Genomic DNA, 14,545 nt, shown 5'->3' on the forward strand with positions numbered 1-14,545 from the left:
ATCTTTCTGCGCATCTACATGCTAATATCCAACTGACAAGTATCGCACTGCAATAAACATAATAACAAGCACAGTCGCCGGGCTTCCCAGCTCCCGTCTAGTGACAAATTCCGAGGAAACGAGCATGCGGGACAGCCATGGCGAAAAGCCCTTCAGCAACATCACACCGTTCTGGCAGCGCTTGCCTCAATTTTTCCTCTACCCTCTACAGGGCCAGCTGATCTGGCACCCGGCAGTCTACGCCCTGATCGGCACCGGCCTCTGGCTGCTCGGCAGCAACGACGAAGATGGCGGCTTCTCCCCTTTTATTCTCACCATTGCGATCCTGGTCGGCATCGGCTTTGCCATCGACCTGACGCGCCTGGCGTTTCGCATCCTGGAACAAACCTCGCTCGGCAATTTACGCTGCGCCGATTTTGACGAGGCTGACGACGCCCACAAGATGTCGCCGTACAAGCTGCTGCTGATCATGATGGTGCAAGGCTTTTTCGTTGGCGTCCTGACCTCGTTCCATCCCATGCTGGGACTGCTGGCAGCCGCCATCGCCAACCTGATGCTGCCGGCCAGCGTCATGGTGCTCGGCTACACCCATAGCTTCAGCGACGCCATCAATCCACTCAGGGTCTTCAAGATGATCAAGGCCTGCGGCTGGCCCTATCTGGCGCTATGGGTCTTTAGTTTCATACTAGGCCAATGCGCGCCGATTGTCATCATGCTGTTTGTCGGTAAATTACCACTCGCCGTGCTGATCGCACTGGCTATTTTCGCGTGCGCTTATTTCACTCTGGTCGGCTTCAATCTGATGGGTTATACGATGTACCAATACCATCAAGAGATCGGCTATTCGCCGGACCGCAATTTTGAAATCAATGCGCTTGCCAGCAGCCGCAATAACCGCCCCTTGAGCGACGACGACATCCTGGCGCAGCAGGTCGGCGCGCTGATTCGCGACGGCAATATCGATATGGCGATGGAAATGATCTGGGAAGAACTGCGCTACGATCAGTTCAATCCGCAACTGTCGGCGCATTATGCCAAGCTGCTTCTGTTGAAAGGCGACAAGAGCAAGCAACTGGAATATGCGCCGCGCCATCTGTTCACGCTGGCGCATGCAGGCAAAGCCGGCCGCATCGGCGAAGCATGGCAGCAGGCGCGCCGGCTCAATCCGGAATTCAAAATCGACAATCCCGATCACGTGCTGGAGATTGCCGCCGCTGCCGCCGGCGTGCGCGACCACCAGGTCGCGCTGGAAATCGTCTCAGGTTTCCACAAGCGCGCGCCGCGCCACAAGGATGTAGCGGCGGTGCTGGTGCTGGCCGGCAAACTGCTGTCCGACCATCTGCGCCAGGATGCGCGCGCCCTGACACTGTTCAACCATGTGATTGCACAATGGCCGGGCAGCCCGGCCGCCGCCGAAGCACTGCAATACAAAACAGTGATCGAGGGCTTGACCCAGACTTCGGAACCTGCCTCAGGCACGGTTTAATAACGGTTGCCGGGACTGGAAACCCAGCGGCTTTCTTCGCTCAAGGGAAATTGCCGCTGCAACAGCTGCTGATAGTGCTGCGCCTTGTCCTTCCTGCCCGCTGTCATGAAGCCGCGGGCGACAAACTGTATCAACTGCGGCAGCTGCTGGTGCTGGCGCGCAGTCACCAGCAGGATCTGCAGGATGGCGGCGGCGGTTTGCGGCTGGCCGTTCATGGCGAAACGCCGGGCCACCGCCAGCGACTGGTCGTTGCTAAGCAGCGGCCGCGGTTCCGCGCTGGCGACATAGTCGAGATAAACCTGATGGATTTTTTCTTCGTCGAAGCGTCCTTTCGGCAGGCACAGCAGCATCTCAGCGCTTTTGTGGAAAGCCGCCGAGGACGGCGCGCCCTTCGATAGATTGAACAGCTGCAGCAGCCAGTCCGGCTGCGGCGTCTTGTGCTGCGCCAGCGTCTTGCTGACCAGGCTGCTGAAGTCGCGCCGGGCGCGTTCGAAATCGAGCCGGGCCAGGGCCGCATAGGCGCTCTGCTGCAAGCTCCGCAGCAGCTTGTCGTCGTCGCCATTGGAGACGTAGCTGGCGTGCGCCTGCGCCAGCTTGCCGCGCGCCAGCAGCCGATAGATCAAGGCCAGCAGGGCGCCGCCCAGCAGGCCGCCGATATGGGCGTAGTAATTGGTGTTCGTGGGTCCGCCAAACAGCAGGTCGAAGGCTTCCTTGCCGACCCAGATCGGCAGCATGATCAGCGCCGGCGCCTTGAAGAAATCGAAATAAAACAGAAACCAGTAAAAGAAGCGGATCTTGCGCAAGCCGTACAGCACCGTGTACATGCCCATGACGCCGGAAATGGCGCCGGAAGCACCCAGCGAGAGCACCATGCTGTCGCCTTCGAACAGCAGGTAGAACGCCGCTGAAAGCAGGCCGGAAAGCAGGTAGAACAGCAGGAACCAGCCGCCTCCAAGCAATATTTCCACCGCATAGCCGACCATCGCCAGGAACACCATGTTGCCCAGCACATGCTCGACACTGGCGTGCAGGAACATATGGGTGAGCAAGGTGAGCGGCCGCTCGCCGGCTTGCGCCGGGATCAGCGAATAGCGCTCGGTGAAGCTGCGGCTGCGTATGGTCAAATAGTGTTCGCGCTGCTCTTTCCACTCCGCCAGGTCGTCGGCATCGACGGTGCCCAGCAGCGGTGGCTTGGGCTGCAGCATCAAGGCGCCGAATTTACCGTCGGCGTCGAGCACATACCAGCGCTCGATCAGCGACTGGTAGTCTTTCAGGGAAGCCTGCCTGCCGTCTCGTGCAGTGGCCAGCTCGGCGCGCGTCCGTATCTGGCGCCAGCGCTCCAGCCCCTTGCGCATGGCGGCGCCTGCCTCCGGCTTGTTCTGGTTTTCCAGGAAACGGGCATAGGCCAGGAATTCGAATTCCGGTAGGCGCGACTCGACCAGGTAATACTCGGCAGCCGGCTCCATATGGCTGCGTTCACCCCACTGGATACCGAAATAGATCAACAGGTTGACCAGCACCAGCAGGATCGTGACCAGCGGCGGACGCCTCCAGTCTGGTTTACGGTCTACCGGGATGATCAGCATGGCGGCTCAGGAGCAGGTCAGAATTTTCGATAGCGTGATTTTACCCAGTCATTGCCACCCGGCACCGTTATTTTTTACGCATCGGCTTTCTTCCGGCCTGGCCGGACGTCCTGCCTCACGCTTTCAAGGCCGGTTCAGGCTGCGCCGGCTGCAACAGTGGCCGCTCGACGTACTCCACCGCCAAACCCTGGGCCTGCATCCAGTCGGCCACGGCATGGCCGGTACCGGCGCGCCACGGCCGCAATGCGGCTGGTTCCAGCAGGCGGTATTCCAGCAACTCTGGTGATAGCCGGACCGTGCCGGTGGCCTTGACGTGATAGGCGATGATCAGTTCGTTCTTGCGGATGAACTCATACACGCCGACCAGGCTGATCTGCTGGGCGTCGAGGTTGGTTTCTTCCTTGAGCTCGCGCGCAATCCCCTGCTCCGGCGTTTCATCGCGTTCCATGAATCCGGTGATCAGCGCAAACATGCCCTCCGTCCATGCCGCATTGCGCGCCAGCAGGATCTTGCCGTCGATCTCGACGATCGCGGCCAGCACCGGCAGCGGATTGTCCCAATGCGTCCAGTGCCCCTCGGGACAAGCCAGGCGCAATTTGCCGCCTTCGTCTTCATCAGCACGTTGTACCAGCGACGCGGCGCAGACCGGACAGTATTTGAATTCACTCATGATGGTTGTTATTGGTTGGAGACGGAATGAAAAAAGCGGGAAGAACCAATCCGCGATACTACTGCGATTTGATGCCTCCCGCTTTGTCGGTCCCGCTTTCAGGACCGCTGGCTCAGAGCCGCTTTAGGCCCGTTCGCCGACCCAGGCCGCAACGCCCTGCAAGGCCGCCGCCAGGCCGCTCGGATCGGTGCCGCCGGCCTGCGCCATGTCAGGACGGCCGCCGCCCTTGCCGCCCACTTGCTGGGCGACGAAGTTGACCAGCTCGCCGGCCTTGACCTTGGCGGTGGCGTCGGCAGTGACGCCGGCGATCAGGCTGACCTTGCCATCCTTGACCGCAGCCAGCACGATGGCCGCGGTTTTCAGCTTGTCTTTCAGCTTGTCCATGGTTTCGCGCAGAGTGGCGCTGTCGGCGCCTTCCAGCGTCGCCGCCAGCACCTTGATGCCGTTGACGTCGACCGCCTGCAGCACCAGCTCGTCGCCCTGGTTGGCCGCCAGCTTCGACTTCAGGCTGCTCAGTTCTTTTTCCAGCGCCTTGACGTGATCCTGCACCTGCGCGATGCGCTGGGTCAGTTCTTCCGGCTGCGCTTTCAATGCAGCGGCAGCTTCGCTGACGCGGTTGCTCAAGCTTTGCACCAGCGCCAGGCCGGCTTCGCCGGTGACCGCTTCGATACGGCGGATACCGGCGGCAACGCCGCCTTCGCCGACGATCTTGAACAAGCCGATATCGCCGGTGCGGCTGACGTGGGTGCCGCCGCATAATTCACGCGAAGTGCCGATCGACAGCACCCGCACTTCATCGCCGTATTTTTCGCCGAACAAGGCCATGGCGCCGGCGCCGACGGCATCGTCGAACGACATCAATTTAGCTTCGGTGGCGACGTTGGCGAGGATTTCGCGGTTGACGATTTCTTCGATGCGGCGGATTTCATCGGCGCTGACCGGCGCGTTGTGGCTGAAATCGAAACGGGTCTTGTCGGCGTCGACCAGCGAACCCTTTTGCGCCACATGCGCGCCCAGCACTTCACGCAATGCCTTGTGCATCAGGTGGGTGGCCGAGTGATTGCGGATGGTGCGGCCGCGCACCGCGATATCGACTTTGGCGTTGAGCTTGTCGCCGACCGCCAGCGAACCGCTGCGCAGATTGCCGTGATGACCGAATACTTCGGCCTGGATTTTCAGCGTATCGGTCACTGCGAACAGCGCTCCGGCGGCTTCCAGCACGCCGCAGTCGCCGACCTGGCCGCCAGATTCAGCATAGAACGGCGTGGTGTCGAGCACCACAATGGCGTCCTGGCCGGCTTCGATTTTCTGCACCGCGCTGCCATCCACGTACAAGGCCAGCACTTTGGCTTCATGCGCCAGCTCGTCATAACCGACGAAACGGGTCTTGTCGCCGCTGTATTCCACAGCCGCTGTCATTTTGAATTTACCGCCCTCGCGCGCTGCCGTTTTCTGGCGTTCCATGGCTGCCGCAAACCCGGCTTCGTCCAGTTCGATTTCGCGTTCGCGGCAGATATCCGCCGTCAAATCCAGCGGGAAGCCAAACGTGTCATACAAGGTAAACGCTGTGGCGCCGCTCAGTTTCTTCGGATTCTTGAGCAGCTCGGCCTCCAGAATCTTCATGCCGTGTTCCAGCGTTTCGCCGAAGCGCTCTTCTTCCTGCTTCAGGATCTGCTCGACGCGCTCGGCAGCCGCCGGCAACTCGGGATAGGCAGCGCCCATTTCCAGCGCCAGGTCCTTGACCAGCTTGTAGAAGAACGGCTTGGTCTGGCCCAGCTTGTGGCCATGGCGCAGCGCGCGGCGGATGATGCGGCGCAGCACGTAGCCGCGGCCTTCATTGCCGGGGATCACGCCGTCGACCACCAGGAAGGAACAGGCGCGGATGTGATCGGCGATCACTTTCAGCGAATTGTTTGCCAGGTCGGTGATATTGGTTTCACGCGCGGCGGCCTTGATCAGGCGCTGGAACAGGTCGATTTCATAGTTGCTGTGCACATGCTGCAACACCGCGGCCAGGCGCTCCAGGCCCATGCCGGTGTCGACGCATTGCTTAGGCAGCGGCGTCAGGGTGGCGGCGCCGGTTTTCGGGTCGATCTGGCGATCGAACTGCATGAACACGTTGTTCCAGATTTCGATGTAGCGGTCGCCGTCCTGCTCCGGGCTGCCCGGAGGACCGCCCCAGACGTCAGGACCGTGGTCGTAGAAAATCTCGGAACAAGGGCCGCACGGACCGGTGTCGGCCATCTGCCAGAAATTGTCCGAAGCGTAAGGCGCGCCCTTGTTGTCGCCGATGCGCACGATGCGTTCTTTCGGCAGACCGATGACCTTGTGCCAGATATCGTAGGCTTCGTCGTCGGTTTCATACACCGTGGCCCACAGTTTATCGGCCGGCAGGCCGTACACCTTGGTCAGCAGCTCCCAGGCCCAGACCAGCGAATCGTGCTTGAAGTAGTCGCCGAACGACCAGTTGCCCAGCATTTCGAAAAAAGTATGGTGGCGCGCGGTATAGCCGACGTTTTCCAGGTCGTTGTGCTTGCCGCCGGCGCGCAGGCAGCGCTGCACCGAGGTGGCGCGCACGTAGTTGCGCTTTTCGGTGCCCAGGAACACGTCCTTGAACTGCACCATACCGGAGTTGGTAAACAGCAGGGTCGGATCGTTGCCGGGGACCAGGCTCGACGAGCGCACGATGGTGTGCCCTTTGGATTCAAAGAATTTGAGAAACTTTTCGCGGATTTCGGCTGAGTTCATGTTCTTGGGCAAAAAATGAAACGGAATAAAGGCAATCGACATTCGACAGCGCGACGAAACCGGAGGCCGGTCCATACGGCGTTGCCAAATAAGTACTTTTGCAAACCTTCGATTATACGTGATACCTGCCGGGCGATTCAGCAGGAAGTGCATGAAAAAAGCCCGGCGGGATCACTCCCGGCGGGCTTTCAATGATATCAGGTAAGGAATTCAGATAAATCCGGCCTGAATCCGCCCCGGTATCCGCTGCACTGCGCAGCCGTACTGCGCGCTATTAAGCGCCTTTGTTCACTGGTGTGGCTGTGATCTTGTGGCTCTTGTGGTGATGCTTTTTGTGCTTTTTCGCGGCTGCGGCTGGAGCTGCATCCGGAGCAGCGGCAGCAGGAGCGGCCATCGGTGCTGCAGGCGCTGGAGCCGGGGCTGGAGCAGCGGTTTGCGCCATGACTGGCAGAGCGAAAGCAGCGACAACTACGGCAGCCAGCAATTTATTGATCTTCATTTTGAAATCCTTTTCAGTTAAATAAAAACAAGTGAATTTATTGCACTAAAGATAACACAGGATCAGCCATTCGTCTTGTCACGATGAATACGACCTGAAACTCGGTTCTGCACTCGATTAACGCGGGCCTGTTCATTTGCGTTGACATGACCGTTGCGGGCAACGCGGGCTTCGGTGCGGTCGACATGCGCTTCGCCGCGCTGCAGATTGCCGACCTGGCGCTTGTCCAGGCTGCCGGACTTGATGCCGTTTTCGATCCGCTGCTCCTGATTGGCGTTGCGCTGCACATCGGCCTGCATGCGCTGGCTGGAGACCGAGTTCGGATTGCCGACCGCGCCGTTATGCTTGTCTGCATTGATATTCTGGCTGACCTTGTTCTGCATGCCCTGGATCCGGGCTTTTTCCGCGGGGCTCAGGTTGCCGTTCTTGAGGGCATTGGCTTCGGTGCGGTCGACCCGGGCTTCCTGATGCTCCAGCTGGCCGGCTTCGCGCGTGGTCAGCTGGCCGGACTTGAGGCCGCTTTCGATCCGGTTCTGCTGGTTGACGTTGCGCTGGGTTTCGCTGGCGGCGGTCTGGGCGAAGACCGGCGCTGCCAACAAGGTGGTCACGAGCGCGGTCAGCAGGAAGGAGATCGATTTTGTGGTTTTCATGGTAATCCTTTCGGTTAGGCTGGTTGGGCTGATGAGCAGCTTGCTCATGTGACCTTAAACGCCAGCCATGACGGTACGCCGACCAAGGATTTGTAAGCCATGTAACGAATCGTAAAACCAAATATTAGGCAAAGTCGGCCGCAATCAGATCGATCCGGTCGGTGCACAAACCGTCCACGCCCCAGCCCAGTATCTCGGTCGCCCGCGTCGGCGTATTCACGGTATAGCAAAACAGGCCGTAGCCGGCCTGCTTGACCGCCTGGGCCTGCATCGGCGACAGGTATTTGTGATTGGTATGCAGGGCCACCGCATCCAGCTCCACCAGCCGTTGCTGCCAGTCGTCCTCGATGGCGTCGCTCAGGAAACCGCGCGGGATGTCCGGCGCCGCGACTTGGGCGGCGCGCAGCGCATCAAAGGAAAACGAAGAAAACAAGGGCAAGGCCGGATCCGGCCAGGTGCCCTGGCCTGCTGCTGCGTGAGCCGCCAGTTCGGCCTCGAAGACTTCCTCGGTCAGCTGCGCCACTACGCGTCCGGTCTCTATCTCAAAACCCTCGGCCGGCTTGATTTCGACATTCATCCAGATCGCGTTCTGGCGGCAGAAGTCCAGCACCTGGCGATAAGTGCAGATGCGCTCGCCGGCAAACTGCGGCCCCAGCCAGCTGCCGGCATCCATGGCTGTCAGCTGGTCAGCGTTGAAATCGGCGACTTTGCCGACGCCGCGCACGGTGCGGCCGAACACAGCATCGTGCATCAGGATCGGCACGCCGTCACGCGACAGCATGACGTCGAACTCGACCGCGTGGAAACCGTGCTCCAGGCCGCAGCGCATGGCCGCAATGGTATTTTCCGGAGCCAGCGTACCGCCGCCGCGATGCGCGACTATTTTGGGATAAGGCCACATGAATCTTCTCTTTCTATCGAATAAACAAGAATGACAGGCGTATTTTGCAAGCATGTGCTGCTGTCGTTAACCTCATTCTTAATGGATTTAAGTATTTTGGCAATCGGCGACTGCCGGCGGCGATTCGCGCCATGCAATCCCGCTTTCGTCGCATACCGCTTTTTGGCGATAGCGAGCCGGCCCAGAATAGCCTCATTCCCACTCCAGCAAGGACTGCCATGAACGACGCCAACCAGAATTTGCAGGACGCCCGCCGCCAGGTCGAACGGAAAATCGGCTTTTATCTGCACCTGGCGGTCTATTTGATTGTAAACAGCGGCCTGTTGCTGTTGAATTTCTTGCATAATCCCGGTCAGCCTTGGGTGCTGGGACCGCTCCTGGGCTGGGGCATCGGCTTGCTGTTTCACGGCCTGGCGGTGTTCCTCAGAGACCCGGGTGCGCAGTGGAAGCAGCGCATGATAGAACGAGAATTACAAAAACATCACCCTACTCCGCCAACATGAAGCCAAGCACTACAACACCGCCAAGCGCATTGCCGCCCACCGCCGAACCGCTGGCGCGGCGTCTGCTGCGCACCCTGTACATCAATCTCGGCATCGACGTCATGTGCGCCGTGATTGTGACTTACGTGATGCGCCTCAGCGACCAGTTCCTGCCTAACCTGGTGTTTTCGCTGTGCATAGGCCTGACGGCGATGGTGCTGATTGAAGCCGGCCGCTCGCTGGTCTGGCGCAACGCTTCGCCGCCCAAAGTGCATTTCCTCGCTTACATACTGGTGGCGGCAGGCATCGCCCAATTTATCGGCATCCGCCTGGCCGACCTGCTGCTCGGACTGCCCACAGATAATTTTTCTTCTATGTATATGAATGTAAGCGGCCTCGGCCTGGTTATCCTGACAGTTTCGGTCTGCGTCGGCGCCACCCTGTTTTTCTGGAACCTCAGCACGCTGGCCGAACTGCGCAACCAGGCCGCCACCGAAAGAGCGCGCGCCGTCGCCGTCGAAAAACAAGCCTTGCAGGCGCAGCTGCAGATGCTGCAGGCGCAGATCGAACCGCATATGCTGTTCAATACGCTGGCCACCTTGCAAAGCCTGATCGCGCTGGATGCGCCACGGGCGCAGCAGATGCTGGACCAGCTGATCCAATTCCTGCGCGCTTCGCTGTCTTCCTCGCGCATCGAGCAAACCACGCTGGCGCAGGAATTCAGCCTGATGGAAGCCTATCTGGAACTGATGTCGCTGCGCATGGGCAGCCGCCTCAGCTTCGAACTGCAACTGCCGGCGGCGCTGCGCGATACCGTGATTGCGCCGATGCTGCTGCAGCCGCTGGTGGAAAACGCCATCAAGCATGGCCTGGAACCGAAGATCGAAGGCGGCCGCATCGAAGTCAGCGCCAGCCGCCAGGGCCAGTTGCTGCTGCTCGACGTCAGCGATACCGGCCTCGGGCTGGCGGCCGAACCGCTACAGACGCCTGCCAGCCACGGCAGCCACATCGGCCTCAGCAATATCCACGAACGTCTGCAGGCGCTGTACGGTTCGCAGGCCAGCCTGAGCGTCAAGCCCAATCTGCCGCATGGCGTCACCGCCCAACTCCAACTACCTGTCCTGTCATGACTACACCATCCAATCTGCGCGCCCTGATAGCCGAAGACGAACCGATCCTGGCGGCGGCGCTGCTGCAAGCCTTGCAGCGCCTGTGGCCGGAACTGCAGATCGTCGCCAGCGTCGACAACGGCCTGGCGGTGGTCGAACAAACCTTGAAGCAGCGTCCCGACATCCTGTTCCTGGATATCAAGATGCCCGGCAAAAGCGGCCTGGAAGCGGCCCAGGAACTGGCTGAGGAATGGCCGGAGAATGAAGCGTTCCCGCTGATCGTGTTTGTCACCGCCTACGACGAATATGCGATCTCCGCCTTCGAACATGCCGCCGCCGATTACGTGCTGAAGCCGATCAGCGATGCCCGCCTGGGCAAGACCATCGCCCGCCTGCAGCAGCGCCTGCAACAAAACGGCGACGGCAATGCCGCGCTCGACCGCCTGATCGGCCAGTTGCACAATATGCAACCCCGCACCAATACCGAACCGCTGACCATGATACGCGCCGCAGTCGGCAACCAGATCCGCATGATCCCGATCAACGAGGTGATCTATTTCGAAGCCAGCGACAAATACATCAACGTCGTCACCGCCGACAGCGAATCGCTGATACGCACCAGCCTCAAGGAATTGCTGCCGCAGATCGACAGCCGCCAGTTCTGGCAGGTGCACCGCGGCACCATCGTCAACCACCAGTGCATCCAGATGGCGATACGCGACGAAAGCGGCAAGCTGTCCCTGAAACTGCGCGGCCGTGGCGAAAGCCTGGCGGTCAGCCGGGTATTCGCGTATCTTTTCAAGCAAATGTAGGGGACAGCGCTTTGCACGGGACTGATGGCGGCCGGGATATCGTTTTGACAACAAATTCGCGCGCCCCATCAGCCTTTTTGCGATTGCTAAACCGCAGTGCAACAAAATCCCTAGTGGGCTGCCTGCAAAGCGCCACGCTACGGTAAAATGAGTCATCACCTCATTCTGCAAAGCGTATAAATAAATCCTCCATGAGCACAGATCACACCAACGGCCACACCCCACCTGCCCCTGCCTCGTCCAATTTCCTGCGCGGCATCATCGAAACCGATTTGACGGCTGGCGCCTATGCCGGCCGCCAGGACAGCCAGGGTCAGCCATTGCCGCAAGTGGTCACGCGCTTTCCGCCGGAACCTAACGGCTACCTGCATATCGGTCACGCCAAGTCGATCTGCGTCAACTTCGGCCTGGCGCGCGATTACGCCGGCCGTTGCCATCTGCGCTTCGACGACACCAATCCGGAAAAAGAAGAACAGGAATACGTCGACACCATCATCGACAGCGTGCGCTGGCTCGGCTTCGACTGGAAAGACAGCACGGGCGAGCATCTTTATTTCGCCAGCAACTATTTCGACAAGCTGTATGAAATGGCGGAGTACCTGATCACCGCCGGCCTGGCCTATGTCGACAGTCAGAGCGCCGACGAAATGACCGCCAACCGCGGCAATTTCGGCGAAGTCGGCAAGGACTCACCGTTCCGCAACCGCTCTGCTGCCGAGTCGCTGGACTTGTTCCGCCGCATGAAAGCCGGCGAGTTCAAGGATGGCGAACACATCGTGCGCGCCAAGATCGACATGGCCTCGCCCAATATGAACCTGCGCGACCCGGCCATCTACCGGATCCGCCATGCCCACCATCACCGTACCGGCGACAAGTGGTGCATCTACCCGATGTACGACTACACGCATCCGATTTCCGATGCGCTGGAAAACATTTCGCACTCGGTCTGCACCCTGGAATTCCAGGATCACCGGCCGTTCTACGACTGGATCCTGGAACACCTGAGCAGCGCCGGCTTCCTGCAAAAACCAGTGCCGCACCAGTACGAATTCTCGCGCCTCAACGTCACCTATGTGATCACCAGCAAGCGCAAGCTGCGCCAGCTGGTGGACGAACGCATCGTCGACGGCTGGGACGATCCGCGCATGCCCACCCTGGTCGGCATCCGCCGCCGCGGCTTTACGCCTGAGTCGGTGCAACTGTTTTGCGACCGCACCGGCGTCACCAAGTCGGACGGCTGGATCGACATGAGTTCGCTGGAAGGCGCGCTGCGCGAAGACCTCGACCCGAAGGCGCCGCGCGCGTCGGCGGTGCTGCGGCCGCTGAAACTGATCATCGACAATTTCCCTGAAGGCGAGACAGTGGCCTGCCATGCACCGGTCTATCCGCCGGCGCATCCGGAACACGCTACCGCACTGCGTCATTTTCCGATAAGCAACACGCTATGGATAGAGCAGGAAGATTTCATGGAAACGCCGGTCAAAGGCTATTTCCGCCTGTTTCCGCCGACAGCCGACAAGCCTGGCAGCCGGGTCCGCCTGCGTCACGGTTTCGTGGTCGAGTGCACCGGCTTCGATAAAGACGCCGACGGCAAGGTCAGTGCCGTCCATTGCACATACTTTCCTGACAGCAAGAGCGGCACGGAAGGCAGCGCCAACTACAAGGTCAAGGGCAATATCCACTGGATCAGCGTGGCCCATGCGCTGGAAGCCGAAGTGCGGCTGTACGACCGCCTGTTCACCGATCCGCATCCGGATGCCGGCGGCAAGGACTTCAAGGCGACCCTGAATCCGAACGCCAAGGAAGTGATCACCGCCTATCTCGAACCGGGCCTAAAGGATGCCAAGCCGGAACAGCGCTATCAGTTTGAACGGCATGGCTATTTCATCGCCGACCGCGTTGACTCGGTGCCTGGCAAGCCAGTGTTCAACCGGACTGTCACCTTGAAGGATAGCTGGAGCAAGTAACAGCCTGCCTCAGTTTTTCCATGCAGCAATAAAGAAAGACGCCAGACCGTAAATTCGGTCTGGCGTCTTTATTCATTTTGCAGCCGGTGTTACATTAACTGACTATAAGCATCAACGTTATGCGCTGATATAACGCCAAATAGACAGTAAAAGTAAATACAAGGTAAGCAGACGTGGGGCTAGCGGTTATACAGGTAGAGATGCAAGTACGGGGCGTTAACGGCCAGGTAACGCTACTCAGTGACCGGATTCAGATCAAGCGCGCGGGCGCCATGGCCCGCCTGACACAGGCCCGCAATAGCGACAAGGATATCTTGCTGACTGAGCTGAACGGGGTCCGCATCCAGTTGCCCAACCTCCTCAGCAACGGCTATATCCGCTTTTTCCTGGTCGATGACGAAGCAGTGGACGCCAGCCTGATCCGCGCCGCCAGCGATGGCAACACCGTATTATTTAGCGGCCGGCAACTGTCCCGCTTCACGTTGCTGAAAACCGCTGTTGAAAAAAAGATCGCGGCTAACCAGCCAGCGCCGATGCTGCTGTTGCCGGCGCCAGAGATAACAGCAGCCGAAGCAACTGCACCTGAAATAACGGCATCCGAGACAACCACGCCCGAAATGACCGCTCCTGCAATCATTACACCTGCAATTGCTGCCCTGATAATCCCTGCAGAACGCCTGCCGGTCGATTTCGATGAGCTGGACCGGGTGGCGGAACAGTACAAGCAGGGATTGATTTCACGCGCCGACTGGGTCGCCGCCAAGCGCAAATTGCTGGGTCTTTAGCAGTTTGAGCCGCGCTCAGCGGACTCGCCACGCAAGCACTATAATCATGCACCTTTCCTCCCGCATCACGCGACCACCAACCAAGGAATACTCATGACCATCTCCATGTACAGCACTTCCATTCCCGTCTTCAAGCAAATGCTGAACGCCCTCAGCGACGTCCTGGCAAAAGCCGAAGCGCACGTCGCTGAAAAGAAGATCGATCCGAACGCGCTGCTGCAGGCACGCCTGTTCCCGGACATGTTCCCACTGGTGCGCCAGGTGCAGATCGCCGCCGACTTCGCCAAGAGCGTGCCGGCACGCCTGGCCGGCGCCGAAGTTCCTTCCTATGAAGATAGCGAACAAAGCTTTGCCGACCTGCATGCCCGCATCCAGAAGACGCTGGCATTTATCGACGGCTTGCCGGCGGAAAAAATCGATGGCAGCGAAACGCTGGAAATCGTCTTGCGTCCTGGCACGCCGAAAGAAAAGAAACTGAACGGCCAAACTTACCTGCTGGGCTACGGCTTGCCGCAATTCTTTTTCCACGTCACCACCGCCTACGACATCCTGCGCCACAACGGCGTGGAAATCGGCAAGCGCGACTTCATGGGCGCTTACTAAGCCCGACAGGATTTTTCTGTTGATTTGAAAAAGCGGCCACGGGCCTAATGCCGTTCAGTTAAGACTGAACGGCATTTTTATTTGCGGAACTCGTAGGGTGGACACTCCGTGCCCACGCGGACGGGCCGGGGGGCGTAGCCGGGGCACGAATGGCAGGGACACGAATATCCATGATACTGCGTGGGCACGGAGTACCCACCCTACGCCATGTCGTTCTGCCCTAACTGAACAGCATTACGGCCGCGGG

13 protein-coding genes are annotated in these 14,545 nt (G+C 59.6%); 7 read left to right on the forward strand and 6 right to left on the reverse strand.

Annotated elements, in window-relative coordinates; genetic code table 11:
• Window positions 1–124 precede the first annotated feature (124 nt).
• Window positions 125–1,486 carry a DUF4013 domain-containing protein gene (locus BCF11_RS03580; RefSeq protein WP_098493519.1) on the forward strand — a complete coding sequence of 454 codons (1,362 nt, stop codon included), beginning with the start codon at window positions 125–127 and terminating at the stop codon, window positions 1,484–1,486.
• On the opposite strand, the gene BCF11_RS03585 is transcribed toward BCF11_RS03580, so the two are convergent.
• From BCF11_RS03585 to ugpQ, 6 genes are all read right to left on the reverse strand, one after another.
• The gene (locus tag BCF11_RS03585) at window positions 1,483–3,072 is read right to left on the reverse strand and encodes a rhomboid family intramembrane serine protease (RefSeq protein ID WP_098493520.1); all 1,590 of its coding nucleotides are present in this window, start codon (window positions 3,070–3,072) and stop codon (window positions 1,483–1,485) included. The genes BCF11_RS03580 and BCF11_RS03585 overlap by 4 nt on opposite strands.
• A 115-nt stretch (window positions 3,073–3,187) precedes the next feature.
• The gene (locus BCF11_RS03590; RefSeq protein ID WP_098493521.1) at window positions 3,188–3,742 is read right to left on the reverse strand and encodes an NUDIX domain-containing protein; all 555 of its coding nucleotides are present in this window, start codon (window positions 3,740–3,742) and stop codon (window positions 3,188–3,190) included.
• Window positions 3,743–3,865: 123 nt separating this feature from the next.
• Window positions 3,866–6,490 carry an alanine--tRNA ligase gene (gene alaS / locus BCF11_RS03595; protein WP_098497307.1) on the reverse strand — a complete coding sequence of 875 codons (2,625 nt, stop codon included), beginning with the start codon at window positions 6,488–6,490 and terminating at the stop codon, window positions 3,866–3,868.
• Window positions 6,491–6,764: 274 nt separating this feature from the next.
• Complete coding sequence (locus BCF11_RS03600) at window positions 6,765–6,989, reverse strand: hypothetical protein (protein ID WP_098493522.1); 225 nt, start codon at window positions 6,987–6,989, stop codon at window positions 6,765–6,767.
• A gap of 62 nt (window positions 6,990–7,051) precedes the next feature.
• Window positions 7,052–7,639, reverse strand: a complete 588-nt coding sequence (locus BCF11_RS03605) for a hypothetical protein (protein WP_098497308.1) — start codon at window positions 7,637–7,639, stop codon at window positions 7,052–7,054.
• A 124-nt stretch (window positions 7,640–7,763) separates the two neighbouring features.
• Window positions 7,764–8,540: a glycerophosphodiester phosphodiesterase gene (gene ugpQ, locus BCF11_RS03610; protein WP_098493523.1), complete on the reverse strand. Its 777-nt coding sequence runs from the start codon at window positions 8,538–8,540 to the stop codon at window positions 7,764–7,766.
• A gap of 218 nt (window positions 8,541–8,758) precedes the next feature.
• Between ugpQ and BCF11_RS03615 the strand changes: the two genes are divergently transcribed.
• The 6 genes from BCF11_RS03615 to BCF11_RS03640 all read left to right on the forward strand — a co-directional run bounded on the left by BCF11_RS03615 (window position 8,759) and on the right by BCF11_RS03640 (window position 14,298).
• A complete protein-coding gene (locus BCF11_RS03615) occupies window positions 8,759–9,043 on the forward strand; it encodes a 2TM domain-containing protein (protein ID WP_233212352.1) in 285 nt (94 codons plus the stop codon).
• Window positions 9,040–10,152, forward strand: coding sequence for a sensor histidine kinase (locus BCF11_RS03620; RefSeq protein ID WP_098493525.1), 1,113 nt, complete (start codon window positions 9,040–9,042; stop codon window positions 10,150–10,152). Before BCF11_RS03615 ends, BCF11_RS03620 begins: the two co-directional genes overlap by 4 nt.
• Window positions 10,149–10,943 (forward strand): LytTR family DNA-binding domain-containing protein, encoded by a 795-nt coding sequence (locus tag BCF11_RS03625; protein ID WP_098493526.1) that lies wholly within the window; start codon window positions 10,149–10,151, stop codon window positions 10,941–10,943. The genes BCF11_RS03620 and BCF11_RS03625 overlap by 4 nt, the downstream gene beginning before the upstream one ends.
• Before the next feature lie 191 nt (window positions 10,944–11,134).
• Window positions 11,135–12,910: a glutamine--tRNA ligase/YqeY domain fusion protein gene (locus BCF11_RS03630; protein WP_098493527.1), complete on the forward strand. Its 1,776-nt coding sequence runs from the start codon at window positions 11,135–11,137 to the stop codon at window positions 12,908–12,910.
• A 200-nt stretch (window positions 12,911–13,110) separates the two neighbouring features.
• On the forward strand, window positions 13,111–13,695 hold the full coding sequence (locus BCF11_RS03635; RefSeq protein ID WP_098493528.1) for a DUF4429 domain-containing protein: 585 nt from the start codon (window positions 13,111–13,113) through the stop codon (window positions 13,693–13,695).
• A gap of 93 nt (window positions 13,696–13,788) precedes the next feature.
• Entirely contained in the window at window positions 13,789–14,298 is a 510-nt protein-coding gene (locus BCF11_RS03640; RefSeq protein WP_098493529.1) for a DUF1993 family protein, read from the forward strand.
• Window positions 14,299–14,545 lie beyond the last annotated feature (247 nt).

Source organism: Collimonas sp. PA-H2 (assembly GCF_002564105.1).
Classification (GTDB): Bacteria; Pseudomonadota; Gammaproteobacteria; order Burkholderiales; family Burkholderiaceae_D; genus Collimonas.

Excerpts from the sequence above, each read along its gene's own strand:
- BCF11_RS03580 (WP_098493519.1), top strand. The coding sequence starts at position 125 with ATGCGGGACAGCCATGGCGAAAAGCCCTTCAGCAACATCACACCGTTC.
- BCF11_RS03585 (WP_098493520.1), bottom strand. The coding sequence starts at position 3,072 with ATGCTGATCATCCCGGTAGACCGTAAACCAGACTGGAGGCGTCCGCCG.
- BCF11_RS03590 (WP_098493521.1), bottom strand. The coding sequence starts at position 3,742 with ATGAGTGAATTCAAATACTGTCCGGTCTGCGCCGCGTCGCTGGTACAA.
- alaS (WP_098497307.1), bottom strand. The coding sequence starts at position 6,490 with ATGAACTCAGCCGAAATCCGCGAAAAGTTTCTCAAATTCTTTGAATCC.
- BCF11_RS03600 (WP_098493522.1), bottom strand. The coding sequence starts at position 6,989 with ATGAAGATCAATAAATTGCTGGCTGCCGTAGTTGTCGCTGCTTTCGCT.
- BCF11_RS03605 (WP_098497308.1), bottom strand. The coding sequence starts at position 7,639 with ATGAAAACCACAAAATCGATCTCCTTCCTGCTGACCGCGCTCGTGACC.
- ugpQ (WP_098493523.1), bottom strand. The coding sequence starts at position 8,540 with ATGTGGCCTTATCCCAAAATAGTCGCGCATCGCGGCGGCGGTACGCTG.
- BCF11_RS03615 (WP_233212352.1), top strand. The coding sequence starts at position 8,759 with ATGAACGACGCCAACCAGAATTTGCAGGACGCCCGCCGCCAGGTCGAA.
- BCF11_RS03620 (WP_098493525.1), top strand. The coding sequence starts at position 9,040 with ATGAAGCCAAGCACTACAACACCGCCAAGCGCATTGCCGCCCACCGCC.
- BCF11_RS03625 (WP_098493526.1), top strand. The coding sequence starts at position 10,149 with ATGACTACACCATCCAATCTGCGCGCCCTGATAGCCGAAGACGAACCG.
- BCF11_RS03630 (WP_098493527.1), top strand. The coding sequence starts at position 11,135 with ATGAGCACAGATCACACCAACGGCCACACCCCACCTGCCCCTGCCTCG.
- BCF11_RS03635 (WP_098493528.1), top strand. The coding sequence starts at position 13,111 with ATGCAAGTACGGGGCGTTAACGGCCAGGTAACGCTACTCAGTGACCGG.
- BCF11_RS03640 (WP_098493529.1), top strand. The coding sequence starts at position 13,789 with ATGACCATCTCCATGTACAGCACTTCCATTCCCGTCTTCAAGCAAATG.